Source organism: Luteibacter sp. ME-Dv--P-043b (assembly GCF_030209605.1).
Lineage (GTDB): Bacteria > Pseudomonadota > Gammaproteobacteria > Xanthomonadales > Rhodanobacteraceae > Luteibacter.
Map to the genome: position 1 here is coordinate 120,823 of NZ_JARVRT010000017.1, position 26,746 is coordinate 147,568.

Below are 26,746 nucleotides of genomic sequence, written 5' to 3' on the forward strand. Positions count from 1 at the left end.
GGCGGACACCGTCCGTCCGGTGCATGTGTCCGATGCCCGGCGAGGGGCACTTGAGGATGTTCGAAGGCTTATGAGAAACCACGACTCCGTACCGGCCCCGTTCGGTTTGAACCGTTCGACGTCAAGGGGAGCCTGAACCATGCTCAGCATCGATCAGACACTGATGGAGCGCCTGCCCTGGCTGGCGCAGCACCCGTTGATCCGCAAGCCGCTGGTCGGCATGCTGGAAAAGCTGGCCCACGAGACCCGCTTCAACCAGACGCTGGATCACGCCGGAACGGCGCTGGGCTTCGATTTCTGCGAGCGCACCCTGGATTACCTGGGCGTCAGCTGCCGGATCACCGAGCGCGAGCGCGAGAACATTCCGGTCGAAGGGCCGCTCATCGTCGTGGCCAATCACCCCTTGGGCATGGTGGACGCGATCGCCCTGCTGCAGATGATCGGCACGGTGCGCCGGGATGTCCGCATCCTGGGCAACGACGTGCTGGCCGCCGTGCCCCAGCTGGGGCCGTTGCTGCTGCCCGTGGACGTGTTTGGCAAGGGTGCTGCCTCGCGCATGCGCAACATCTTCCGCGCCATCCAGGCCGGCGAAGTGCTGGTCATGTTCCCCGCAGGTGAAGTGTCCCGCGTGGGGCCGTCGGGCGTGCGCGACGGCAAGTGGTCCGACGGTTTCGCCCGCATCGCCATGAAAGCCGGCGTGCCGGTGCTGCCCGTGCACATCGCCGCGCGTAATTCGGTCGCCTTCTATGGCCTATCGATGCTGGCCAAGCCGCTCAGCACCGCCATGCTACCGCGCGAGGCCACCTCCGGCCGCCAGCGCGTCGGTTTCCGCATCGGCAAGCTGGTGGACGCCGACGAACTGAAACAGGTCAGCGGTGGTTCCGCGGAGCAGGCCGCACGCCTGATGCGCCGCCATGTCTACCGTGTGGGCCGCGGTCGCGACCTGGTGTTCGGTGGCCAGACGCCGCTTGCGCACCCCGAACCCGTGGAGCGTGTTTCCGCGGAGCTTGACCAGGCCGAGTTGCTGGCCTCGCTGCCGGACGGCAAGCGCATCGTGCTGCTGCAAGGCTCGCAGGACAGCTATGCGATGCGCGAGATCGGCCGGCTGCGCGAACTGACTTTCCGTCGCGTGGGCGAGGGCACCGGCAAGCGCCGCGACCTCGATGCCTACGATCCCCATTACGAGCACCTCGTGCTGTGGGACGCCAAGGCCCTGCGCATCGTGGGCGCCTATCGTTTCGGTCATGGCGGCCGGCTGATCGCCGCACGCGGCATGGCGTCCCTTTACACGTCCAGCCTGTTCGACTATTCGCCGGCGCTCGAGTCGCGACTGGCCCAGGGGTTGGAACTCGGTCGCAGCTTCATTACCCCCGCCTACTGGCGTTCCCGCGCACTCGACCAGCTCTGGCAGGGCATCGGCCTCTACCTGCAGCGCAACGCGGATGTGCGTTACCTGTTCGGGCCGGTCAGCATGTCCGTCAGCATGCCGCGCGAAGCGCGCGAATGGATCGCGGCGGCGCACCAGCATTTCTTCGGTGTGCAGGGGCTTGCGGCGGCACGTCAGCCGTTCGTCATCCCGGACGCCACTATCGCCTCGGTACGTGCCGAACTGGAAGGGCTGGACGCCGCCAGTGGCCTCGGCCGGCTGAAGCATCGCCTCGACGCGCTCGGCGTGACGCTGCCGGTGCTCTACCGGCAGTACGTGGACCTGGTGGAGCCGACCGGCGTTCAGTTCCTGGCCTTCGGCGAAGACCCGGATTTCTCCGGCTGCGTGGATGGCCTGGTGCTACTCGACCTGGCCGCGCTGAAGCCGTCCAAGCGGTCGCGTTACCTGGGCAAGGGCTGACGACGCCACGGGAATCTGCCCTTGTGCGGATTCCCGATGTCGCCCCAGTAGATGGACACGCCAGCGGGTATCGCTCGCGTATCCGTGCGTCTCGGCATGGCGTGGGGCCTGTATCGAGCCGGTGGCGATTTCGGGAATGGATTTCCAGCCTTTCAAACCCCAGTGCTCATCGTTAAACTGTCATAAAGCGGAGATAAGGTTGACCCTTGTCTGCTGGTCCGCCAGCCGTGTTCCGCTGTAGCCGAGAAAACAGGTCATCTGTTTCCCAACGTGTTGACCCACCTGCATTCGCGGGTCATTCGCCGTGTCCGGAGATAACGTTTTTTCTTGCGCAGAACGTAATAAATATCGGTTTGCAGATAATCGATATCAATTACGGAAAGGGTATTAAAAGCCGATTCAAAAGAATAAATAGCTGCCTCGAAAGGGGCCGGCCATGGACGGCTTTGGCATGACCTCAACCCAGTGTTTCAGGAAACCTTCCATGATCCGCAATTCCCTTTCGGGCGCCATCGCCCTGACCCTTTTCGCGGCCGCCAGTGTCGCGTCGGCGCAGGATAGCCAGGGCACGCAGGCCGCCGAGGCGCAGCGCGTCCGCAGTGCCGCCGCCAGCACCTCGAATACCACGAACGACAACGCCACCCGCCGCGCTACCCAGCAGATGGAATCGGTGCAGGTGAAGGCGGATTCGCTGTCGCTCGGCGCGGGCCTGATGTCCGTCCAGGACGCGCCCAAGGCCGTGTCCACCGTGTCGCGCGAGGCCATCATCCGCGCCGCGCCCGGCATCAATTTCACCCAGGCGATCGACTCGATCCCCGGCGTCACGGCGTCGACCGACGACTACACGGGCCTCAACGACGGCAACGCCTCGATCCGCGGCTTCAGCCTCGACGAGATCGGCGTGACGGTGAACGGCGCCCCGATCAACGACAGCGGCAACTACAAGATCTACGCCACCGAATACGGTGACAGCGAGAACATGGGCGACGTGACCGTGCAGCCCGGGTTCCCCGAGAACGGCACGCCGATCTCCGGCGCCGCGGGCGGTTCCATCGCGTGGGTCACGGTCGATCCGTCGCACACCGCCGGTCTGGACGTCAGCCAGTCCGGCGGCGGCAACAGTTATCACCGCACGTTCTTTCGCCTGAACACCGGTGACACCGGCCCGGTGCGCTCGTGGATTTCCTATTCCAACAACGAAACCAACCTGTGGCGCGGCCGCGGCAAGGCCAAGGTCACCAAGGTCGACGAGAAAACCGTCTGGCAGATCGACGACAAGAATTCGGTCGCGTTCTCGGTGCAGTACAACCGCCTGATCAAGACGAACTACGAGTCGCTGACAAAGGCCCAGGCGGCCCAGCAGTACGACCAGAGCTACCTGGGCACATATACGCCCGGCAGCACCAGCAGCAACTACTACGCGCTGCACCAGAACCCGTTCCGCAACTACCTGGCCAGCATGGACGGCGAGTTCACGCTGTCCGACAACCTGCGCCTGTCGGTGGTGCCGTATTTCCAGTACGGCTACGGCGGTGGCGGCTCGGGCAGCACCTTCACCGAGAACGCGAAGGCCAACGGCAACTACTACAGGACGGTGGCGTACGACCTCAACGGCGACGGCAAGATCGGCGGCACCCAGCTGGTCAACTCGTACAGCTACTCGACGACTTACCGGCCCGGCATCATCGCCAAGTTCAACCAGGACCTGAGCGACAGCAACAGCCTGGAATACGGGGTGTGGGCCGAGCGCCCGCGCCAGCAGCAGGGTCAGGCGTTCGTGCCCGTGGATTACGCCACCGGCGTGCCCATCGATACGTGGGCCGCCAAGGGCTCGCGCATCACCTATCCGGACGGCACGTCGCAGAAGGCTTACAGCCAGTACACCACGACGACCAACGCCAAGGCGTTCGTCACCGACAACTGGAACCCGACCGACAAGCTGACCCTCACGGGCAGCGTCGCCTATGTCTGGTCCAAGCGTGATGGCGATGTCACCGAATACCCGGATTCCGCGGGCGCGATCAATGCGGCCGGCAAAGTGACGGTGACGCCCACCAACATTGGCTACGGCGCCTCGCCTGTGGACACGTACCACAAGTGGACGCCCACGGCGGGTGCGAAGTACCAGCTGGATGCCGAGAACCAGATCTACTTCGGGATCGGCAAGACGTTCCGTGCCCCGATCAACGGCGCGGTGCTGAGCAACGCCCTCTACGGCTACGGCACGGCCCAGGCCGGCGCGCTGCCGAACAAGCCCGAAACCTCGACCAGTGCCGACCTGGGCTGGCGCTACTACGGCGAGCGCGCGTCGCTCAGCGTCGATGCCTTCGCGGCCAATTTCAACAACAAGCAGGTCTCCGGCTACGACGAGGCCACCGGTCTGGGCGTGTATACGCAGCTGGGCAAGGTGCATAACCGCGGCATGAGTGCCGAGGGTAGCTTCAGCTTCGACCCGCAGTGGTCGGTGTACGGCAACTACACCTACCTGCAGTCGCGTATGGAGGACAACCTCGATTCCCTCGGCGACGGCATCTACAACACCCGCGGCAAGACCCTCCTCAACGCACCGCGCAATTCGGGCTATGTGGAACTCAGCTACAAGAACGGGCCGTTCTGGGCCGGACTGAATGCCAAGTACCAGGGTTCTATCTGGGGCGACTGGTCGAACACGGAGCGTGTGGGCGGCTACACCACGCTGAACCTCAATGCGGGCTGGGATTTCCCGGACTTCTCCTCGACCTTCCGCAAGCCGTACATCAAGGTCAACGTGTTCAACCTGACCGATCGCAAGGCGCTGACCAATGCGAACAACACCTCGGCCTTCCTGGCGAGCAACCCCGGCAAGATCAAGGATGCCAATGGGGTGACCCTGTTCACGTCGGCGCCTTACTACTCGGTGCTGGAGGAGCGGACGTTCATGGTGACTTTCGGGGCCTCGTTCTTCTGAGTCTCGTCCGATCCGGATAGGGGGGGCAGGCCCTCCCTATCGGCCTTGCCCATGCGCATGATCTTCAGGCCCCTCCTCGCGAGGGGCCTTTTTTTGTGTCGACCGCGCAGGTCTGCGCGGTATAGGCAACACGGGCTTGCGCCCCGCTGCGCCGCTGGTCGACATCGCGGGCCGGGGGTGGTTCTTACAAGATCCGTTGACACGAGCCTTGTTGGAAAAATATATATAATAAAATCAATGCATTAATCGAAAGTAACGCCAGTCGCCATGGAAGTGGTATTTATCAAACTGGCGTGAAAACGTTACAAATCTGTCATACAATGCCGTTAAAGTTGGCTTAACAACTGTCGCCACCGGTCGCAAGGATGTGAGCCGGGTCACACGAGACGACACAGCCAACGATTTGGGGAAAGTCCAGATGCGATGCTCCACCCGGCTCCGCGCCAGGTAGCCCTTCGTCTGGAAAAAATTTTCGTATGCAAGCCACAGGGTCGACCACTAGATGAATAGCCGCATCCGCGCCAAACTCCTGCCGCTGGCGATCGCCTCGCTGCTGACGGCACCTGCGTTCGCGCAGGAAACCTCGTCCACGATCAGCGGCCGCGTCCTCGACGCCGCCGGCCAGCCGGTGGCCAATGCCACCGTCGTGATCGTGCATGAGCCGTCGGGCACGACGAAGACCACCACCACCGATGCCAGCGGCCGTTACTCGGCCCAGGGCCTGCGCGTCGGCGGTCCGTTCGACGTGACCGCGACCAAGGATGGCGCCCCGTCGGCTCGCCAGGACAACGTCTACCTGCAGCTGGGCGCGGACACCGCGGTCAACCTGAGCTCCGGCGCCGCCGCCAATGCCGCCGATGCCACCGCGCTGAATGCGGTCACCGTGTCGGCCGTCTCCGGCCAGTTCTCGTCGGAGAACAAGGGCCTGGGCACTACCATTTCGCAGGCGCAGCTGAAGGCCACGCCGGCCCCGAGCCGCAACATCGCGGACATCGCCCGTCTCGACCCGCGCGTCAACGTCGACCACGGCACCGGCGCGATCTCGGCCAACGGCCAGAATGCCCGTATGAACAGCATCAAGGTCGACGGCCTGGGCGTGGGCGACCCGTTCGGCCTGAACGGCACGGGCATGCCGACCGTCGGCTCGCCGGTCTCGATGGATACGATCGATTCGTTCAACATTTCGACGGCTAATTACGATGTCAGCTCCGACACGATCGGCGCGGATATCAATGCCGTCACCAAGTCGGGTACGAACGAGTTCCATGGTTCGGCCTACTACGGCTTCAAGAACGCCAGCAGCATGGTCGGCAAGGCCGGCTGGCTCGACCAGGGTCGGGACTACACCGAGTTCGATCGTAACTGGGTGGCTGGCGCGACTGTCGGCGGTCCGATCATCAAGGACAAGCTGTTCTTCTTCGCTGGTTACGAGAAGGAAGAAGTGACCGGCCTGAGCTCGGGCGCGGTGAACGGCCTCGATCCTTCGCTGACCACCTCGACGCTCAACAAGATCTCGCCTGCCGATCTTCAGCGCATCGTCAATGGCGCGAACGGTCTCGGCATCGTGCCCGGCAGCACCGGTGCCAACGCCGGCACGCTGACCGACAAGCGCTACATCGCCAAGCTGGACTGGAACATCACGGACGGCCACCGCATGAACCTTGCGTACTCGCGTACCAAGGAGGTGAAGCCCAATCCGCAGGGTAACGGCACGTCGTCCGTCGGCCTGTCGAGCTACTGGTACACCGTCAATTCCGACATCAAGAACTACACGCTGCAGTCGTTCGACGACTGGAACGACATCTTCTCGTCGGAAACCAAGATCGGTTACAGCGATTATTCGCTGAACCGTTCGGTCGATACGCAGCAGCCGATGCTTACCGTTCGCGCGAACAACACGACCTTCGGCACCAGCGCCACCGGCCCGACCGTCAACCTCGGCGAAGACCAGTTCAGCCATTACAACGTGGCTTCGGTGAAGACGCTCAACGCCATGTGGGCCGGCACCCTCTACCTCGGCGACCACACCATCAAGGGTGGTTTCGAGTGGGAGCGCAACCGCATCTATAACCTGTTCGGCCGCACTGAATTCGGTGCGTACACGTTCGGCAACGACGGCGTTAACAACATTGGCCGGGGCCTTTACAGCAACTATTCGCTGTATCAGCCGGCCCAGGGTTACTCGCTGGACGATATCGCCGCCCAGTGGGAGCTGCGTCGTCATACGTTCTTCCTGCAGGACACCTGGCAGGCGTCGGACAACCTGTCCGTCCAGTTCGGCTTCCGCGTCAACAAGTACCTGACCGACGACAAGCCGCTGTACAACGCGACGTTCCAGTCGAAGTACGGCTTCAGCAATGCCAACACGATCAACGGCAGCCAGTTGGTCGAACCGCGCCTGTCGTTCAACTACACCTTCGACAGCGAGTACAAGACCCAGCTGCGCGGTGGCGTTGGCCTGTTCCAGTCCGATCCGCCGACGGTGTGGATGACCAATCCGTACCAGAACAACGGCATCAACGTCGCCACGTACTCGTATGATCGCCTGGCCGATGGCGTGAACTGCAAGCTCGGCACCCAGACGCTGCCGTGCCCGCTGTTCAGTGCCGACCCGCTCAACCAGCCGACCAGCGGAGCGGGCACCATTCCCCAGCAGGCGGTGGATACGGTCGACAAGAACTTCAAGCTGCCCAGCGTGTGGAAATCGTCGATCGCGTTCGATCGTGAACTGCCGTGGCAGGGCATCATCGCCAGCATCGAGTACCAGCACCTCGACGTTCAGGACGGGATCCTCTACCAGAACCTGAACCTCGGTGGCCCGACTGGCCTCATGCCGGACGGTCGCTACACGTATAACGGCTGCATCGGCGGCTCGACCCCGGTGGGTGGCCCGACGGGCGTGAACTGCACGGGCAACGCAGCGGACCGCATCGGCTCGAATACGGCCGGCACGCTTGCTCGCGCTCGCCGCGACAACCGTTTCGCCCAGGGCGTCACCTACCTGACCAACACCTCGAAGGGTGGTGCTGACACCGTCACGCTGTCGTTCTCGAAGCCGATGGCGGATGGTTGGTCGTGGAGCGTCGCGGCCACTGGCGGTCATTCGACCGAAGTGAACCCCGGTACGTCGAGCCAGGCCACGTCGAACTATTCGAACAGTGCCTGGACCAACCCGAACGAAGATGTCGCATCCACGGCCAACACGAACATCGCGAAGCGCCTGAACGCCTCGCTCACGTGGCAGCACAACTTCTTCGGTGACTACGCCACCACGATCAGCGCGTTCTACGACGGTCACTCCGGCGTGCCGTACAGCTGGATCTTCGGCAACGATTCGAACGGCGACAGCTACTCGAAGGATCTGGCGTATATCCCGACCCGTAACGACGGCACGGTGTTTCGCAATGCGACCGGTACGGCAGCGGCCTCGCAGCAGCTGGTCAACCAGTTCTACGACTACATCAACGGTGACAGCTACCTGCGCAAGCAGCAGGGCAAGATTGCCAAGCGTAATGGCGCCACGTCGGCCTGGGTCAACCAGATCGACCTGAGCATGAGCCAGGAAATTCCCGGCATCTTCAAGGGCAACAAGGGCGAGATCCGCCTGGACGTGTACAACTTCCTGAACCTCGTGAACAAGAAGTGGGGCCAGCAGTCGTATGTCGGCTTCCCGTACACCCGCACCCTGGCCAACTTCGGTGGCGTCAACGCGCAGGGCGAGTACGTCTACAACCTTCCGACCGATACCAACGGCAACTACCAGCCGGGCCTGAAGGGCATCTACGACGCCCCGACCGACAACAGCGCGACCAAGATCAACCCGGTCTCGCGTTGGTCCGCCATGCTGACGGTTCGCTACACGTTCTAAGCGAAGGATTCGCTGTTTTATCCGGAGGCCGGCATCCGTGAGGGTGCCGGCCTTCTTTTTGCGCCGGACGGCGCCGGTCTTGACCCCCCGGCGCCGTCCGCGTGATCCTAGGCGGTCCGCTCCCGATCCGGAGCGGGGTTCGCCGCTAATCCGCGGTCGTAAAGGACGAGTAACTCCATGAATGCCATCCATTTCGGGGACCCGGTCAACGGCAAGACCGTGAGTGCCCGCGTATCGCCGGCCGGCGGCCTCGACATCCTCTCCCGTAACGAAGTGGCGCGCCTGCGCGACGCCAGCGGGTCGGGCCTGCACCAGTTGCTGCGCCGTTGCGCGCTGGCGGTGCTGACCTCGGGCAACCTCTCGGACGACCCGGGCACCCTGTTCGAGCAATACCCCGATTTCGACATCCAGGTGCTGCAGGAAGATCGCGGCATCAAGATCGAACTGAAGAATGCACCGGAGCAGGCCTTCGTCGACGGCCGCATCATCCGCGGCATCAACGAGCTGCTGGTCGCGGTGGTTCGCGACATCGTCTACGTCTCCACCCAGCTGGAAGCCGGCGCCTTCGATCTCGACGACACCGTGGGCATCACGCACGCCGTGTTCGAGATCCTGCGTAATTCCCGCATCCTGCGTCCGCAGGTGGACCCCAACCTCGTGGTCTGCTGGGGTGGTCATTCCATCTCTCGCGATGAATACGAGTACACCAAGCGGGTCGGTTACCAGCTCGGCTTACGTGGCCTGGATATCTGCACGGGGTGCGGCCCGGGTGCGATGAAGGGCCCCATGAAAGGCGCGACCATCGCCCACGCCAAGCAGCGTCGCAAGGGCAACCGCTATATCGGTGTGACCGAGCCGGGCATCATCGCGGCGGAGTCGCCCAATCCGATCGTCAACAACCTGGTCATCATGCCGGACATCGAGAAGCGTCTCGAGGCGTTCGTGCGGCTGGGCCACGGCATCATCGTCTTCCCGGGCGGCGTCGGCACGGCGGAAGAAATCCTCTACATGCTCGGCATCCTGCTGTTGCCGAAGAACAAGGGCATTCCTTTCCCGTTGATCTTCACCGGGCCGCAGCAGTCGGCCGCGTACTTCGAGCAGATCGACCGTTTCCTCCGCCTGACGCTCGGCGACGATGTGGCGAAGCACTACAAGATCATCGTCGACGATCCGGCGGCGGTCGCGCACGCCATGGTTGCGGGCATCGAGAAGGTGCGCAATCACCGGCTCGACAACAAGGATGCCTTCTTCTTCAACTGGGCCCTGGACATCCCGCTGCCGTTCCAGCAGCCGTTCCGCCCCACGCACGAAGCCATGGCCGGCCTGGCGCTGCATCGCGATCGCCCGAAGCACGAACTGGCGGCCGATCTTCGCCGTGCGTTCTCGGGCATCGTTGCCGGCAACGTCAAGGAGGAGGGCGTGCGCGCCATCGAACAGTCCGGCCCGTTCGTGATCGACGGCGAGCCGGAAATCATGCGCGCCCTCGACGAGATGCTGAAAGCCTTCGTTGCGCAGCACCGCATGAAGCTGCCCGGCGGCACGGCGTACGAGCCGTGCTACGTGGTGCGTACCTGAGAAGCGTACTTAAGTAATAGCGGGTCGGATCGGGCAGGCCGGTCCGGCTCGCCATTAGCTGAACGCCACGCGCAAACGGGCACGATGCGTCACACCGTCTAGACGGCTCCACAAGCGAGGATGGCGCCCACGCATCCCGTCCGGAGAGATTCCATGCTCGTCACCATCCTGCTCGTCATCCTCGTTCTCGCGCTCATCGGCGGCCTGCCCACCTGGGGCTATTCCAGCTCGTGGGGTTACGGTCCCAGCGGCGGTATCGGCGTGGTCCTCGCCATCGTGCTGATCTGTTGGCTGCTCGGCGTATTCTGATTTATCCACGTTCCCGGTGACGCTCAGGCGCACCGGGAATGGAGCACACCATGACCCGACCGCATCGTCCCGTTCCCGCGACCGACAAGGTGCCGACAGGTACCGAGCCCGTGCCTCTCGACGAGTCGCCCGTGAATCGCCCCGGTCCCGATCCGGATACCGACGGCGATCCCGTGGAGACCTGAGTTGTCGCGCGTGGCGTGGCCGGGCGACATCGTTCCTCGCAGCTTCTTCCATCGCGACGCGCGCGACGTGGCCCCGCAGCTGCTGAACAAGCTGCTGGCCTGCGCCGACGGAAGGGTAGGGCGCATCGTGGAAGTCGAGGCCTATGTCGGCGCCATCGATCCTGCCGCGCATACGTTCCGTGGCATGACCAAGCGCAACGCGGTGATGTTCGGACCGCCCGGCCACATGTACGTCTACTTTACCTACGGCATGCACTGGTGTGCGAACACGGTGTGCGGTGACGAAGGCGAAGGCTCCGGGGTCCTCATGCGCGCGCTGGAACCGGTAGCGGGTATCGCAACGATGCGCGCATCGCGGCCGCGTATCCGTAAAGACCGCGAGCTGTGCAGCGGCCCGGCCCGGTTGACCCAGGCCATGGGTATCACCGGCGCGCAGAACGGTATCGACCTGGTGCGGGCGCGGGATGGTTACACGATTCTGGACGACGGCATGCCGCCACCCGATGAGGTGGTCGGTTCCGCGCGTATCGGCATCCGGGAAGGCACCGACCTCCTGTGGCGATGGTTCGTGGCAGGCAATCCCCACGTCTCACGCGCCTGAGGCCCCTGTGCGTCGCGGGGGAGGGCGGGTTGGCTTTACCGTTCCATGTGGCATAACCTCTGGCGCATACCCGACATGGAGGCTCGCATGAAGCGCATCGTCACCGCGTTCGTTCTTACCGCCCTTTCCATTGGCGTCGCCTCCGCAGATACCTATCGCTTCGGCTCCCAGGTCGTGACCACGGGCGACAGCGAAGGCCGTCTCCGCCAGATCGCCGGCAAGCCCGATCGTGAAACGCCGATCGAAACACCGCGTGGCGGCCTCGAGGGGTATCGGCTGGAGTATGTCGATCACGGTAAATCCGTGCAGATCGAGATCGTCGACGGGCGCATCCGCTCGATCACGCAACTGCAAAACTGACTCGAGAACGTCGATGGGTTATCATCGACGTCCCAACCCCATGTCCTGGATTCGCCCGGTGCTTACGCCACCCTGATCGTCACCCTTGTGTTTACAGGCTGCGGTATCTACCGCAGGACGATCGCGTGTCGGTCCCCTACCGACCGCCTATCCGGTTACCAGGACAATTCATGAATACCTCTACCCGTTGGAGCCAGCAGTGGTTCTTCAACGTGCGTGGCGACGTGCTCTCGGGCCTTGTCGTCGCGCTCGCGCTCATTCCCGAAGCCATCGCGTTTTCCGTCATCGCCGGCGTGGACCCCAAGGTGGGTCTCTACGCATCGTTCTCGATGGCGGTGGTGATCGCTTTCACGGGCGGCCGGCCCGCCATGATTTCCGCCGCCACCGGGGCGATGGCCCTGCTGATGGTGAGCATGGTCAAGACCCACGGCTTGCAGTACCTGTTATTGACGACCATCGCGACGGGTCTGTTCCAGGTGCTGGCAGGCGCGCTCCGGCTCGGCGGCCTCATGCGTTTCGTTTCGCGGTCCGTGGTCACCGGGTTCGTCAACGCATTGGCCATCCTTATCTTCATGGCGCAGTTGCCCGAGCTTATCGGCGTGTCGTGGATGGTCTATCCGATGACCGCCGGCGCGCTGGTTATCATTTACCTGTTTCCCTACGTCACGCGCGCCGTGCCATCGCCATTGGTGGCCATCGTGGTGATGACGGTCATCGCCATCGTCTTCCGCATCGATATCCACCGTGTGGGCGACATGGGCGCACTGCCTGATTCGTTGCCGCACTTCCTGCTGCCGGACGTGCCGCTGAACTGGGAAACCGCCAGGATCGTCTTGCCCACGGCAGCGACGCTGGCGGTGGTCGGACTGCTCGAATCGATGATGACCTTGCAGATCGTCAACGACATGACCGACACGCGGTCGGACAAGAATCGCGAATGCATGGGGCAGGGTTTCGCCAATATCGCGACCGGCTTCATCGGTGGCATGGCGGGCTGCGCCATGATCGGCCAGTCGGTCATCAACGTACGCTCCGGCGGTCGCGGCCGGCTATCGACGCTGGTGGCCGGCGTGGTGCTGCTGATGCTGGTGGTGTTCGGCGCACCATGGGTCAGCCAGATCCCCATGGCGGCGCTGGTGGCGGTGATGATCATGGTCTCGCTCAGCACGTTCAACTGGCGATCCATCGCGGCGCTACGCACGCATCCCACGTCGTCCAGCATCGTCATGCTGGGCACGGTGGTGGTCACGGTCTGGACGCATGATCTTGCACGTGGCGTGTTGACCGGCGTGATCCTCTCCGCGGTGTTCTTCGCGCGCAAGGTCGGTCGCATGCTCGACGTGGACAGCTCGCTCTCCGAGGAAGGCGTGCGCACCTATGTCGTCTCCGGCCAGGTGTTCTTTGCATCGGCGGATACGTTCGGTGACTTCTTCGACGTGAAGGAAGAGGACCTGAGCGGCGTGGTGATCGATGTCACAGCAGCCCACCTGTGGGACCTGACCGCTATCGGTGCGCTGGATCGCGTGGTGCTCAAGTTCCGCCAGGCAGGCGTCACGGTGGACGTCGTCGGCCTGAACGCTGCCAGCCATGAACTGGTGCAGCGCCTGGGTACGCACCACCGCGAGGGTGCGTCACTGGATACCGGCGCTCACTGAGTGTATGGATGGGCGGGTTACCGCCCAAAAGAAAAGGGCCTGCATCGCTGCAGACCCTTTCAAAACCTGGCGCCCGAAGTTGGACTCGAACCAACGACCCCCTGATTAACAGTCAAGTGCTCTAACCGGCTGAGCTATTCGGGCGGGGAGCCACGTATTGTGTTGATGTCGATGGGGGCTGTCAAGCGGCTCTAGGCATTTTTTGCGCGGTGCCGGGCACACGCCGCCGCGATGTCGGCAGGGGCGGTTTCGCGACGGATGCGGCCCGACCGCGCCAACACGATGCTGACCGCCGTATGGGCTTTGCCCCGAAGGCACAGGCTGATCCGCTGGTTATCGTGGTTAGCGGTGCCATCGGGCCGGAAGTTCACCTCGGATCGCCCGGCCGAGTGAACGATGTTGATGGCGCGGGGCACGGTATCCGACACATCGAACAAGGCTTTGGCCTGTTGGTCGCGGGCGATCCAGCCCAGGCTCCAGTCGACGGTTGCGGAGCACAGCCGTCCGTCTTCGCTGGGACACACATAGGTAGGGTGGCCTCGGCGGATCGCCATGGCGCGGGCCTTGTTCAGCGATGTGAAGAGTGCTTCCCCAGTGGCTTTCAACTGATATCGGGCCAGCGTCCCGGCAAGGGCCGGCAGGGCCATCATCACCAGCATGCCGGTGATCACCAGGGTGGTGGTCAGGTCGGGCAGGGTGAAGCCGCCTGGGAGCCGTTGGCGTGTGGGCATGGGGGAGCGACCGCGGCAGGAAAGTCCTCGACCATCCTGACTCGGGCGAGCGCCATCCACTGTCGGGTGGGGACCTCACGCCCCGTAGGCGGCGGCCGTTTAAAATCATGCCTTCAGCCAGCATATCGTCGCCCATGACCGATCGCTTCCAGCTCGTCTCGCCCTATAAGCCCGCCGGTGACCAGTCGGAGGCCATCCGCCGCCTGAGCGAGGGCTTCGAATCCGGCCTGGCCGCCCAGACCCTGCTCGGCGTGACCGGGTCCGGAAAGACCTTCACCATCGCCAACGTGGTGGAGCAGATCCAGAAGCCGACCATCGTGCTGGCGCCGAACAAGACGCTGGCCGCCCAGCTCTACGGCGAATTCAAGGAGTTCTTTCCGCATAACGCGGTGGAGTACTTCGTCAGCTACTACGACTACTACCAGCCGGAAGCCTACGTGGTGGCCTCGGATACCTTCATCGAGAAGGATTCCAGCATCAACGACCACATCGAGCAGATGCGCCTTGCTGCGACCAAGGCGCTGTTGTCGCGCCGCGACTCCCTGATCGTGGCCACCGTGTCGGCGATCTACGGCCTGGGTGATCCCGAGGATTATATGAGCCTCCGGCTCATCCTCTCGCGCGGCGAGCATATCCAGCAGCGCGCGCTGATCCGTCAGCTGACCGAACTGCAATACGTGCGCAACGAGATGGACCTGCGGCGCGGCACATACCGTGTACGCGGCGAAGTGGTCGACGTGTTCCCGGCGGAGTCGGAGTCCGAGGCGTTGCGCATCGAGCTGTTCGATGGCGAGGTCGAAAACCTCTCGCTGTTCGACCCGCTCACCGGCGAGGTGCTGCGCAAGGTGCCCCGATACACCGTGTATCCGAAGACCCATTACGCCAGCACGCGGCAGAGCGTTCTCAACGCGATGGAGACGATCAAGGTCGAGCTGTCCGAGCGGCTGGAGCAGCTGTATCGCGACAACAAGCTGGTCGAGGCCCAGCGCCTGGAGCAGCGCACCCGTTTCGACCTGGAGATGATGGCCGAGGTGGGCTTCTGCCAGGGCATCGAAAACTACTCGCGACACATGACCCGTCGTGGTCCGGGCGAGCCGCCGCCGACACTTTTCGACTACCTGCCGCCGGATGCGTTGATGGTGGTGGATGAATCGCACGTCACGGTTCCCCAGCTCGGTGCCATGTACAAGGGCGACCGGTCGCGCAAGGAAACCCTGGTGGAATTCGGTTTCCGGCTTCCTTCGGCCATGGACAACCGCCCCCTGCGTTTCGAGGAATGGGAGCGGCGGGCGCCGCGCGCGATCTACGTGTCGGCAACGCCGGCCAAATACGAGCTGGACCGCTCCGACGACAACGTCGTGGAACTGGTGGTGCGCCCCACGGGCCTGATCGATCCCGAGGTGGAAGTCCGGCCGGTGCGTACGCAGGTCGACGATCTGTTGGGCGAGATCCACAAGCGTGTGGCGATGGGCGACCGCGTGCTGGTCACCACCCTGACAAAACGCATGGCGGAAAACCTGACCGATTACCTCTCCGAGCACGAGGTGCGGGTCCGCTACCTGCATGCGGACATCGACACGGTGGAGCGCACCGAGATCATCCGCGACCTGCGCCTGGGCGAGTTCGATGTTCTCGTGGGTATCAACCTGCTTCGCGAGGGACTGGACATGCCCGAGGTATCGCTGGTGGCGATCCTCGATGCGGACAAGGAGGGTTTCCTTCGCTCCACGCGCTCGCTGATCCAGACAATCGGCCGCGCGGCGCGCAACGTGCGGGGCAAGGCCATCCTCTACGGCGACACCATCACCGGTTCCATGAAGGATGCGATGGACGAGACCGCGCGCCGACGCGAGAAGCAGGTCGAGTACAACACGCTCCATGGCATCACGCCGACCACGGTGGTGCGACGCATTGCGGACATCATGGAAGGCGCGCGTGCCGACGTGGGCTCCCGCGGCAAGGGTCGCAAGGGCAAGGAGTCGAAGAAGGCCCAGGAGGAGCAGGTCGATTACGGTGCGCTGACGCCGGAACAGGCGGGTGTGACCATCAAGAAGCTGGAAACGCGGATGTACAAGCACGCCCAGAACCTCGAGTTCGAGGAGGCCGGCAAGCTTCGCGACGAGATCCACCGGCTGCGGGAGCGGGCCCTGCGCTGAGGTGGCTGCCCCGGCGGGTTGCGCCGGTCCGGCAAAAATATATGGCGGGGCTCTTGCAGCGGGGACCGGGCGCCGGTAAACTGCGCAGCTCTTCGGGCGGTTAGCTCAGCGGTAGAGCACTACCTTGACATGGTAGGGGTCACAAGTTCGATCCTTGTACCGCCCACCACTTCCCTCACGGGGCAGTGGCATGAAGAAGCTGAAAAAAGGAGCCTGCGGCTCCTTTTTTTGTGCCCGGCATTTGGACGACATGCAGAACGGCCCCCACTCACGCTTAGTGATGACCGGCAACCCGGTGCAGGCATGGCGTGCGCTAGCCAGACTGGAGCCCCTGACGCGAATCGGTCCGGATTCTCACGACCCATCGCCTCGCGTCCCTGCACACTGAGGAGGATCAGCGCGATGGAGTACGTCATGAAGAAGACGCGATACCCGGGCCCAGGCCGGCCCGCGGGCTACGCCGGCTGCATGCATCCCTCAGGTGCCGACCTTGCGGGCATACTCGGCGGTATGCAGGAGCAATTGGGCCGGCTCGACGAGCGTACGGCCAGTATGAATGTGCTCCTTGACCGGATGATGCAGCGTCAGGACGCAACCGATGCCCGTTTGGCAGCGGCAGAGGTCCGTACGGAGCAGCGTTTTTCGGAGGTGGAGCAGCGTTTTGCCGACGCTGAAGCCAGGTCGGAGCAGCGCGTACTCGCATCGGAAGCGCGATCCGATCAGCGCCTTGCGGCAACCGAAGCCCGACTCATAAAGCGTCTGGATGCGAGCGACGAGCACGCCAGGGCCGAAACAGCGCGCCTCGGCTTGCGACTGGATGGTGTGGAAACCAGGCTGGAGCAGCTGATCGCCTGGAAACACCGCGTCGTGGGTGCGGTGTTGGCCGCGGGCGTGGCCGGTGGTGTTGCAAGTATCGTGGCCGATACCGTGTTTCGTCTGCTCGGCATGTCGCGGTAACCGGAATGAGGCCACGTGGCGGCTCAGGGCCCGCCAGCACGCCGCAGAGTCGCTACACTCGTTGCTTTCCCGGTGGAGCGACATCCCGTGGGCTACCTTCTGATCAAATCCCTGCACATCGTCTTCGTCATCGCCTGGATGGCAGCGGTCTTTTACCTGCCGCGGATACTGATCAACATCGTGGAGGCGGGCGGCGAGGCCGCGGTCCGCGCACGGCTCATCCTGATGGGCCGTCGGCTCTACCGGTTCGGGCACATCATGTTCGGGGTGGCGCTCGTTTTCGGTCTGGTGCTCTGGTTTTATTTCCACATCGCCGGCGGTTGGCTGCACGTGAAGCTGGCACTGGTCGCCGCGATGCTCGCCTACTACCTCTGGACGGGACGCCTGCTGAAACGCAGCGAGGCTGGCGGTTCGCTGCCGTCGTCCAAGGCCCTGCGGCTTTGCAACGAGTTGCCGGTGCTGGTCCTGTTGGCCATCGTCTATCTCGTTGTCGGGAAGCCGTTCTGACGTCTCGTCCCGTGCGACATGAGGCAGGCATCATCACCCGCATGATTCCCGAGTCCGCTGGAGCCCCGTGGTGACTGTAGCGAACGACATCGCGCCAGGCCTCATGGTCCTGCATGGCAACCGCCTGGAAGAACTGCGTGACGTCCTGGTGGCGTGGCTTCGGCGTGCACCCCTGCAGCCCCTGGAAAACGAATCGATCCTGGTCCAGTCCAACGGCATCGCGCAATGGTTCCGCCTGGCTCTGGCACGCTCGGAGGCCGATGGTGGCATGGGTATCGCCGCGGCCGTCGATGTCCAGTTGCCGGGGCGTTTTCTCTGGGTCGCGTACCGCGCCGTGCTCGGCAAGGATGCCGTGCCGCCGGAGTCGCCTTTCGACAAGTCCCGTCTGGTCTGGCGCCTGATGCGCCTGTTGCCTTCCGTGGCCGCCGAGGAGGGCTTCGCATCGCTGAGCGCGTTCCTCGGCAAGGACGACGACGCGCGCAAGTGCCACCAGCTGGCCGAGCGGCTTGCCGACCTCTACGACCAGTACCAGGTATACCGTGCCGACTGGCTCGACGATTGGGCGGCAGGACGCGACGTGCTGCGGGATGCCCGCGGTGCGGCGCCCGACATGGCGGAAGACGATCGCTGGCAGGCGCGCCTGTGGCGTCGCCTGCTAGACGATGTCGGCCCGGACGAGGCCGACGGCCACCGTGCCGCGGTCCACGAGCGCTTCCTGAGGGCCGTGGCCTCCACGTCGGAGCGTCCGGCAACCCTGTCGCGCCGCATCGTGGTGTTCGGCATGTCGTCGCTTCCGCGGCAAACGCTGGAGGCCCTGTCCGCGCTGGCGCGCTGGTCGCAGGTGGTGCTGGTGGTGATGAATCCGTGTCGCCACTACTGGGCGGACATTGTCGACGACCGCGAGTTGCTGCGGGCCGAGCGGAGGCGTCAGGAAAGCAAACCCGGCATGCCCCTGCTGCCGTCCGACGAGGACATGCACCTCTACGCCAACCCCCTGCTGGCCGCCTGGGGCAAGCAGGGTCGCGACTACATCCGCCTGCTCGACGAGTTCGACCATCCGGATACCTATCGCGAGCGTTTCACCGCGTGGGACCAGCGCATCGACCTGTTCGCCGAGCCGACCGGCAACACGCTGCTCGGGCAGGTGCAGGCGGCCATCCTCGACCTGGAGCCCCTGCCGGAAGAACCGCGGCCGGTGGCGGCGGACGACACCTCCATCGTCTTCCATCTCGCGCACGGGCCGCAGCGCGAGGTGGAGATCCTGCACGACCAGCTGCTTGCCCGGTTCGAGGCGTCAGCCCGCGACGGCCATCCCATCCTGCCTCGCGACGTGATCGTGATGGTGCCCGATATCGGAACCTACGGCCCGCACATCGACGCCGTCTTCGGCCGCGTGCCGCGCGACGACCCGCGATTCATTCCGTTCAGCGTGGCGGATCGTGCGGCCCGTGGCACCGTTCCGCTGGTCATGGCGCTGGACATGCTGATGGGCATGACCGAGTCGCGGTTCACGGCCGGCGAGATGGCCGATCTGCTCGATGTCCCGGCGGTGCGCACGCGTTTCGGCCTGGCGGAGGACGACCTGCCCTTGCTGCATCGCTGGATCGGCGGCGCCGGTATCCGCTGGGGGCTGGATGCGGCACAGCGCGGTTCGCTGGGGCTACCGGCCCTGGAGCAGAACACCTGGGCGTTCGGCCTGCGGCGCATGTTGCTGGGCTATGCCGTGGGGGAAGGGGAGGCATGGGGCGATATCGAGCCCTTCGACGAGGTGGGCGGGCTCGATGCGGCACTGGTCGGTCCGTTGTCCGATCTCCTCGCCGCACTCGGTCGCCACTGGCAACACATGGCCGAACCGGCGCCAGCCGCGACATGGGGGACACGCCTGCGCCGGCTGATCGACGATTTCTTCGACCGCTCCGATGCCGAGGATGCCAAGCAGTTGGAGCGCCTCCTGGATGCCCTCGATACCTGGGAGGGCGCTTGCGCCGAAGCCCGGTTCGACGAGCCCTTGCCGGTGGACGTGGTGCGCGAGGCCTGGCTGGGTCAGTTCGACGACGCGGGACTCTCCAAGCGATTCCTCGCCGGTGCAGTCAGCTTCGGTACGCTGATGCCCATGCGGGCCATCCCGTTCCGGGTGGTCTGCCTGCTGGGCATGAACGACGGCGACTACCCGCGTGCCCGCCCCCCCATGGATTTCGACCTGATGTCGCGGTCGGGTGCGTGGCGGCCGGGCGACCGCTCGCGTCGTGAGGACGATCGCTACCTTTTCCTCGAGGCTCTGCTGTCCGCGCGCGATGCCCTGCACATCGGCTGGGTCGCGCGCAGCGCCCGCGACAACAGCGAGCGCGCGCCATCGGTGCTGGTGGGACAGCTGCGCGATTACCTGGCATCGGCATGGCTGTGCGCCGACGGTCAGCCGCTTCTGGCACACCTGTCGGTGGAGCACCCGTTGCAGCCCTTCAGTCGTGCCTACTTTCGTCAGGGCGACGCCCGGTTGTTCACCTACGCCAGCGAGTGGCGCCAGGCGCACGACATCGCACCGTCCGCCGACGCGTCGACCTTGCCGGCGCTGCTCGTCGAACGGCCCATCGGGCTTGCCGTGCTGCGGCGTTTCCTGCGTCATCCGGTGCGGGAGTTCTTCCAGGCACGGCTCGGCGTGCGGTTCGAACTGGGTGACATCGCGGGCGACGACCAGGAGCCGTTCGCGGTCGATGCGCTGGGTCGGTTCGGCATGACCGACACCTTGCTGCGTGCCGCCATCCACAGCGGCAACGACGCCGCAGACGCGATCGATATGGCCGCATCGCGGCTGCAACGCAGCGGCCTGCTGCCCATGGGCGGGTTCGCTGCGCCGGTGCGCCGTGAACTGACGGCCACGGCGTCGGCCATCTTCGCCCGGTTCATGACCGAGCGCCGCCGCTGGCCGGTCGATGCCGGCAAGCGGGAAGTGCGTGTCGAGGCCGCGGGTGTGGTCGTCGAGGACTGGCTGGCCGAGCTCCGTGCCGATACGGAAGGCAACCTCGCCGCTTTCCTGCTTTCGCCCGCGAATGTGCTGGAGCCCGATGGCTCACCACGTACGCACCGGCTGGTGATGCCGTGGATCGACCACCTGGTGGCCCAGGCCGCCGGGCTTGCCGTGCAGACCCGTTACGTCGGGCCGGATGCCACGATCGTGCTTGCCCTGATCCCGACCAACCGTGCCACGGCGATGCTGGAGACGCTGCTGCTTGCATGGCGCGAGGGCATGCGGGCGCCGCTGCCGGTCGCCGCGCGCACCGCGCTTTCGGCGCTCCTGGCCCCGGAGGAATCATCGATGCAGGCCGCACGACAAGCCTACGAGGGCGTCTACGATCGTGCACGGGGCGAAGTGGACGGCGATCCGTACCTGATGCGCGCGTGGCCCGAGTTCGATGCGCTCGAGCGCGCCGGTTTCACCCGCTGGCTGCAGCCCTATCGCGACCTGCTGGGCGCGCTTCACGTGGAGCGCGCATGACCCTCGACTTCCAGACGCTGGACCCGCTGACCATGCCGCTGGACGGCGTGCGCCTGATCGAGGCCAGTGCCGGCACGGGCAAGACGTGGACGATCGCCGCACTTTACGTGCGCGCCGTGTTGGGCCATGGCGTGGCGCAGCCCCTGCTGCCACCGCAGATCCTGGTGGTGACGTTTACCGAGGCGGCCACGCAAGAACTGCGCGAGCGCGTGCGGGCGCGTCTCGTCGAGGCGGCCGCCGCCTTCCGTGCCGGCACGACAAAAGAACCCTTCCTCGCCGCGCTCCTGGATGCCTGCGAGGCGGAGCGTCATGGCGCGTGCGCGCGCCGGCTCGAACTCGCCGCGCAATGGATGGACGAAGCAGCCATCTTCACCATCCATGGCTGGAGCCAGCGGATGCTGATCCAGCATGCCTTCGGCAGTGGCCACGCCTTCGCCCAGACGCTGGAGCCGGACGAGAGCGAACTGCTCGCCGAGTGCGTACGCGACTACTGGCGCAAGGCGTTCTACCTGCTCGACGAGGCGCGTCTCGCGCCCATCCTCGAGGAATGGCAGACGCCCGATGCGCTTGCGCGCGCACTACGCCCCTTGCTGTTCGGCGGCGAGGCCACGTTGCGCGTCAACGGCGAGGTATTGGCCTCCGGCGGCGATCTCGATGCGGCCCTGCTCGATCGTGCCGCATGGGACGAGGAGGATGAGCGACGCCACGCGGATGCGGCGCGCACTTGGCTCGCCGATATCGATCGCATCGAGGCGACCATTACCGCCGCGGTAGGCGACAAGACCCTGCACAACGGCTGGTACAAGCCGGACCGTATTCCCACCGATCTTGCCGCCATGCGTTACTGGGCGGAACGTGCCGAACGCGTCGACTTCGATATCGCGCGTTATTCCGTGACGCGGCTGGGCAAGGCGACGGGCAAGGGCAAGCATCGGCCCGAGCATCCGGCGTTTGCGGCGCTGGAACACTGGCAGGCCTGGCAGGCGGGAAAGGTAGGCGTTCGCCATGTCGTGTTGGCCGACGCCCTGGCCTGGGTACGCGAGCGTTTCGCCGCGCAGAAACGGCGGCGCGCGCAGATCGGGTTCGACGACCTCCTGCTGCGCCTGGATCGGGCGCTCGCGGCCGACACCGGTACGGGACTGGCGCAGACCATCGCCCGGCAATACCCGCTCGCCCTCATCGACGAGTTCCAGGACACGGACCCCTTGCAGTACCGGATCTTCCGCGCGATCTACGCCGCGGCGGAAGGTACCGGACTGTTGTTGATCGGCGACCCCAAGCAGGCCATCTATGCCTTCCGCGGGGCCGACATCCAGACCTACCTCGGGGCCAGGGCGGAAGCCCTCCCGCCGCATTACAGCCTGGACACCAACCATCGTTCCAGCGAGGCCATGGTGGCGGCCGTCAACGCGTTGTTCGGGCATGCCGAAACCCATGCCACGGGAGCCTTCCACTTCCCCGACCGCGGGCTGCCCTTCGCACCGGTGCGGTCCCGTGGCCGTAGCGAACGCCTGGTCATCGACGACGACGTGCCCGCGGCCTTGCAGGTCTGGCTGCTCGACGACGAACAGCCGGTCGGCGTGCGTATCTATCGCGAGCAGATGGCAGGTGCCTGCGCCACGCACATCGTCGAACTGCTGAATGCCGCGGGCCGTGGCCGCTGCGGTTTCGTTTCGGCCGAAGGCCACTTCACGGCGTTGAAGCCGGCGGATATCGCCGTTCTGATCCGTAGCCACAGCGAGGCGACCCAGATACGCGATGCGCTGGCGCAGCGCCACGTGCGCAGCGTGTTCCTGTCCGATCGCGACTCGGTGCTCGAAAGCATCGAGGCCCACGACGTCCTGCTCTGGCTGCGTGCCGTGGCCGAGCCATCCTCCGACACGGCCATGCGTGCCGCGCTGGCCACCCGCAGCCTCGATCTGGGCTACGGCGAGCTGGAGCGCCTCAATGTCGACGAGCGGCACTGGGAGCGGCGTGGGCAGGAGCTGTTCGAACTGCGCGAGACGTGGCGCCGGGGTGGGGTGCTGGCCATGCTGCACCGTTTCCTGCACCTGTTCGACCTTCCGGCGCGGTTGCTGGCGCAGCGCGGCGGCGAACGCAGCCTGACCAACCTGCTGCACCTGGCCGAGCTGCTGCAGCAGGCCGCGTCCACGATCGAGGGTGAGCAGGCGCTCATCCGTCATCTGGCCGAGCGTATCGCCGACACCGCCGGTCACACGGGCGACGACCAGATCGTCCGCCTGGAAAGCGACGACGATCTGGTCAAGGTGGTGACCATCCACAAGTCGAAGGGTCTGGAATATCCCCTGGTCTTCCTGCCCTTCGCGGCCGCCGTGGCAGGCATGCGCCCGGGGCAGGGGTATCGCTACCACGACGGCAACGGGGCACAGCTGGAACTGGTCGCGGCCAGCCACCAGGGTGCGGGCGATGCCGTGCGTGAAGCGAAGGAGGCTGCCGAGCGCGCGGTGTTGCAGGAAGACCTGCGCCTGCTCTACGTCGCCCTGACCCGTGCGCGTCACGCGTGCTGGATCGGTGTCGCGCCGGTCAGTCATGCGTCCGCGAAAAAACCGCAGCTGCACAAGGCGGCGTTGGGTCACCTGCTGACCGGTGGCGCGGAGATAGACAACGGCGCGATAGAGGGTCTTCTGCGGCGCCTTGCGGACGGTCATGCCTGCATCGCCGTGGACTACATGCCCGCGCCGGAAGACAACCGATACGAACCCCCGGTGCAGCAGGAACATCCTGCACCGGCGCGTCGTGCGCACATCGCGCGCGCCGAGCCCTGGTGGATCGCCAGCTACAGTGCACTGCGTCATGCGGAGGACGACATCGTCGCGCCGGAAACCGCCACCGACGACGTGATCGTCGAATACGCGAGCGAGCGTCCGGCGGCGCTGGCGGAGGCCGGCAGCATCCATGCGTTCGAGCGTGGCGCGGAGGCCGGCACCTTCCTGCACGACCTGCTCGAGTGGATGGCGGAGGAAGGCTTTGCGGCGGTCGCCCGCGATCCGCAGCGCCTGCGCGATACCGTGGCACGCCGCTGCGAGCGTCGCGGCTGGGCGCACGCGATCGACCTGCTGACGACCTGGCTGCTCGGGTTGCTGTCCACGCCGCTGTCCTTGCCTGACGGCCGCACGCTCGCGCTCGGTGCGCTGGACGATCCCCGCCGCTATCGCGCGGAGCTGGAATTCCTGTTCGAAGCGAAGGGTGTCGATACGCTCGCGCTGGACCGCATCGTCCGCACCCACACGCTGGATGGCGCGGCAAGGCCGGCGCTCGCGTCCGATCGCGTCAACGGCATGCTCAAGGGCTTCATCGATCTCATCATCGAGCACGAAGGGCGCTGGTACGTCGTGGACTACAAGTCCAACTGGCTGGGCACCGACCAGCACGCCTACACGCCGGAGGCCATGCGCCGCTCCATCCTCGACGCCCGCTACGAGTTGCAATACGCGCTCTACCTGCTTGCGCTGCATCGCCAGCTGCGTACACGCCTGGGCGACGCCTACGACTACGACACCCATATCGGCGGCGCCATCTATCTTTACCTGCGTGGCGTGGACGGTCGCGGTCACGGCGTGCATGCCGAGCGTCCGCCGCGGGCGATGATCGACGCGCTGGACACCTTGTTCCGGGGAGCGGACGCATGAACACCGTGCCGACACGCGACGACCTCGATCGCTGGATGGACAACGCGGTGGCGGAGGATCGTCTTCGTCCGGTCGATCGCGCGTTCGCGCGCTTCCTCGGCAGCCTCGATCCCCAGGGTGATCCGCGGGTCCTGCTGGCGGCGGCGCAGGCCAGCCGCGAGCTGGGCGATGGACATATCTGCGTCGACATCGGCACCTGGAACACCGCCGCCGACGCCGCGCTGGCGGATATCCGGCCTGTCCTCGCAGCCTCGCCGCTGGTGGCCGGTCCCACGGGGGACGCCGCCGCGCCGCTGGTCCTCGATGGCGATCTGCTCTACCTGCGCCGTTTCTGGCGTGACGAGGCACGCGTGGCCGAGGCCGTGCTCGGCCGGTTGGCGCCGCTGCCGGTGCCGGACGACTTGGCCGCGGAGCTGGATCGCCTGTTTCCTGTCGTGGAGAGCGGACCCGACTGGCAGAAGATCGCTTGCGCCATCGCGGCGCGGGGCGCGTTCGCCGTCATCACGGGCGGCCCGGGCACGGGCAAGACCACAACGGTCATTCGCCTGCTGGGGCTGTTGCAGACGATGGCGCAGCGTGCGGGCCAGCCGCGCCTGCGCATACGTCTCGCCGCGCCCACCGGCAAGGCGGCTGCGCGACTCAACGCGTCCATCGCCGTGCAGATCGATCGGCTGCAGGTCGATGCCTCCGTCAAGCAGGCGATACCCGCGGAAGTCACCACGCTGCACCGCCTGCTGGGCAGTCGTCCGGACAGCCGTCGCTTTCGCCACGATGCCGACCATCCGCTGCACCTGGATGTCCTGGTCATCGACGAGGCCTCCATGATCGACCTGGAGATGATGGCGGCCACGCTCGATGCGCTGCCACCGCAGGCACGGCTGGTGCTGCTAGGTGACAAGGACCAGTTGTCCTCCGTGGAAGCCGGTGCCGTTCTCGGCGACCTGTGCGCGCGAGCCGACCGAGGCTATTACGACGCCCGCACGCGGGCCTGGCTGGCCGGGACGCTCGGCGTCGACGTGGGCGCCTGGTCCGTGCCGGACGACGAGGCGCGGCCGCTGGACCAGCAGGTGACCATGCTCCGGCGTAGCCGACGCTTCGGCGAGCACAGCGGCATCGGCGCGCTGGCACTAGGCATCAACCACGGCGACATGACCGCCGTGACAGCAGCGTTTTCCACGTCGAGCGGCGAATTGGCCTTGCTGCCGGCATCGGCCGCGTCCATCGCCGCCGTGGCGATCGACGGGCGCGGCCAGACTCCGGGCTATCGGCACTACCTGGACTGGCTGGAGGCAAACCGGCCACCGCTCGGGGCTGACCTCGCAGCCTTCGAGGCATGGGCGGCGGGTGCGCTGACGGCTTATGCGCGATTCCAGTTGCTGTGCGCCACGCGTCATGGCGACGCCGGGGTAGACGCGCAGAACGAACGCATTGCCAAAGGCCTGCTCGAGCGTGGGCTGGTCGAGGCCACCAGCGGCTCGTACGAAGGGCGGCCGGTAATGGTGACGCGTAACGACTACGCGCTAGGCCTGATGAACGGCGACGTCGGCCTGACCCTGTGGGTGCCGGACGGGCAGGGCAGCATGGCGTTGCGCGTGGCGTTCGCCGTCATGCACGAACAGGGTGGGGAGCGCATTCGTTTCGTGGTGCCCAGTCGTCTCTCCGCGGTGGATACCGTGTTCGCGATGACGGTGCACAAGTCGCAGGGGTCCGAATTCGAACACACGGCGTTGGCGCTGCCGGCCGAACCGTCGCCCGTGCTAACGCGCGAGCTGGTCTACACCGGCGTGACCCGCGCCCGCACCGCGTTCACCCTGCTGGCCTCGGCGGACATCCTCGCCTACGCGGTGGGTCGCAAGACCCATCGCGCTTCGGGACTGCTCCGCCGCCTGGTCTGAAGGGGGCGAGC

16 protein-coding genes and 2 tRNA genes are annotated in these 26,746 nt (G+C 65.4%); 16 read left to right on the top strand and 2 right to left on the bottom strand.

The features are described 5' to 3' along the window. Positions 1 to 139: 139 nt before the first annotated feature. The 9 genes from QRN34_RS11235 (at position 140) to QRN34_RS11275 (ending at position 13,346) form a co-directional block, all read left to right on the top strand. Positions 140 to 1,846, top strand: a complete 1,707-nt coding sequence (locus tag QRN34_RS11235; protein ID WP_036140444.1) for a lysophospholipid acyltransferase family protein — start codon at positions 140 to 142, stop codon at positions 1,844 to 1,846. A gap of 484 nt (positions 1,847 to 2,330) precedes the next feature. Beyond that, positions 2,331 to 4,793, top strand: a complete 2,463-nt coding sequence (locus QRN34_RS11240) for a TonB-dependent receptor (protein WP_285404555.1) — start codon at positions 2,331 to 2,333, stop codon at positions 4,791 to 4,793. Between the two features lie 502 nt (positions 4,794 to 5,295). Then, positions 5,296 to 8,661, top strand: coding sequence for a TonB-dependent receptor (locus QRN34_RS11245; protein ID WP_285404556.1), 3,366 nt, complete (start codon positions 5,296 to 5,298; stop codon positions 8,659 to 8,661). Between the two features lie 177 nt (positions 8,662 to 8,838). Beyond that, positions 8,839 to 10,236, top strand: coding sequence for a nucleotide 5'-monophosphate nucleosidase PpnN (gene ppnN, locus QRN34_RS11250; RefSeq protein WP_051938659.1), 1,398 nt, complete (start codon positions 8,839 to 8,841; stop codon positions 10,234 to 10,236). Positions 10,237 to 10,389: 153 nt separating this feature from the next. Next, positions 10,390 to 10,545: a DUF3309 family protein gene (locus QRN34_RS11255; protein ID WP_081916427.1), complete on the top strand. Its 156-nt coding sequence runs from the start codon at positions 10,390 to 10,392 to the stop codon at positions 10,543 to 10,545. 50 nt (positions 10,546 to 10,595) lie between these two features. Then, the gene (locus QRN34_RS11260) at positions 10,596 to 10,730 is read left to right on the top strand and encodes a hypothetical protein (RefSeq protein ID WP_255349638.1); all 135 of its coding nucleotides are present in this window, start codon (positions 10,596 to 10,598) and stop codon (positions 10,728 to 10,730) included. Positions 10,731 to 10,740: 10 nt separating this feature from the next. Continuing rightward, positions 10,741 to 11,331, top strand: a complete 591-nt coding sequence (locus QRN34_RS11265; RefSeq protein ID WP_285404592.1) for a DNA-3-methyladenine glycosylase — start codon at positions 10,741 to 10,743, stop codon at positions 11,329 to 11,331. Positions 11,332 to 11,418: 87 nt separating this feature from the next. Continuing rightward, complete coding sequence (locus QRN34_RS11270) at positions 11,419 to 11,691, top strand: DUF2845 domain-containing protein (RefSeq protein WP_285404558.1); 273 nt, start codon at positions 11,419 to 11,421, stop codon at positions 11,689 to 11,691. Between the two features lie 170 nt (positions 11,692 to 11,861). Further along, the gene (locus tag QRN34_RS11275) at positions 11,862 to 13,346 is read left to right on the top strand and encodes a SulP family inorganic anion transporter (RefSeq protein WP_285404559.1); all 1,485 of its coding nucleotides are present in this window, start codon (positions 11,862 to 11,864) and stop codon (positions 13,344 to 13,346) included. Positions 13,347 to 13,413: 67 nt separating this feature from the next. On the opposite strand, the gene QRN34_RS11280 is transcribed toward QRN34_RS11275, so the two are convergent. Both QRN34_RS11280 and QRN34_RS11285 read right to left on the bottom strand, forming a co-directional pair. Beyond that, positions 13,414 to 13,490 (bottom strand) — tRNA-Asn (locus QRN34_RS11280). A 47-nt stretch (positions 13,491 to 13,537) separates the two neighbouring features. Continuing rightward, positions 13,538 to 14,005: a GspH/FimT family pseudopilin gene (locus tag QRN34_RS11285; protein ID WP_285404561.1), complete on the bottom strand. Its 468-nt coding sequence runs from the start codon at positions 14,003 to 14,005 to the stop codon at positions 13,538 to 13,540. A gap of 206 nt (positions 14,006 to 14,211) precedes the next feature. Here QRN34_RS11285 and uvrB point away from each other — a divergent pair, with 206 nt between their 5' ends. From uvrB to recD, 7 genes are all read left to right on the top strand, one after another. Then, entirely contained in the window at positions 14,212 to 16,233 is a 2,022-nt protein-coding gene (gene uvrB, locus QRN34_RS11290) for an excinuclease ABC subunit UvrB (protein ID WP_285404562.1), read from the top strand. Positions 16,234 to 16,327: 94 nt separating this feature from the next. After that, a tRNA-Val gene (locus tag QRN34_RS11295) sits at positions 16,328 to 16,402 on the top strand. 245 nt (positions 16,403 to 16,647) lie between these two features. Beyond that, positions 16,648 to 17,190, top strand: a complete 543-nt coding sequence (locus tag QRN34_RS11300) for a hypothetical protein (protein ID WP_285404564.1) — start codon at positions 16,648 to 16,650, stop codon at positions 17,188 to 17,190. A gap of 87 nt (positions 17,191 to 17,277) precedes the next feature. After that, the gene (locus QRN34_RS11305; RefSeq protein WP_285404565.1) at positions 17,278 to 17,697 is read left to right on the top strand and encodes a CopD family protein; all 420 of its coding nucleotides are present in this window, start codon (positions 17,278 to 17,280) and stop codon (positions 17,695 to 17,697) included. A gap of 70 nt (positions 17,698 to 17,767) precedes the next feature. Beyond that, positions 17,768 to 21,190 carry an exodeoxyribonuclease V subunit gamma gene (recC, locus tag QRN34_RS11310; RefSeq protein WP_285404566.1) on the top strand — a complete coding sequence of 1,141 codons (3,423 nt, stop codon included), beginning with the start codon at positions 17,768 to 17,770 and terminating at the stop codon, positions 21,188 to 21,190. After that, complete coding sequence (recB, locus tag QRN34_RS11315) at positions 21,187 to 24,840, top strand: exodeoxyribonuclease V subunit beta (RefSeq protein WP_285404567.1); 3,654 nt, start codon at positions 21,187 to 21,189, stop codon at positions 24,838 to 24,840. The genes recC and recB overlap by 4 nt, the downstream gene beginning before the upstream one ends. Then, positions 24,837 to 26,735 carry an exodeoxyribonuclease V subunit alpha gene (gene recD, locus QRN34_RS11320; RefSeq protein WP_285404568.1) on the top strand — a complete coding sequence of 633 codons (1,899 nt, stop codon included), beginning with the start codon at positions 24,837 to 24,839 and terminating at the stop codon, positions 26,733 to 26,735. Before recB ends, recD begins: the two co-directional genes overlap by 4 nt. The last annotated feature ends 11 nt before the right edge of the window (positions 26,736 to 26,746 follow it).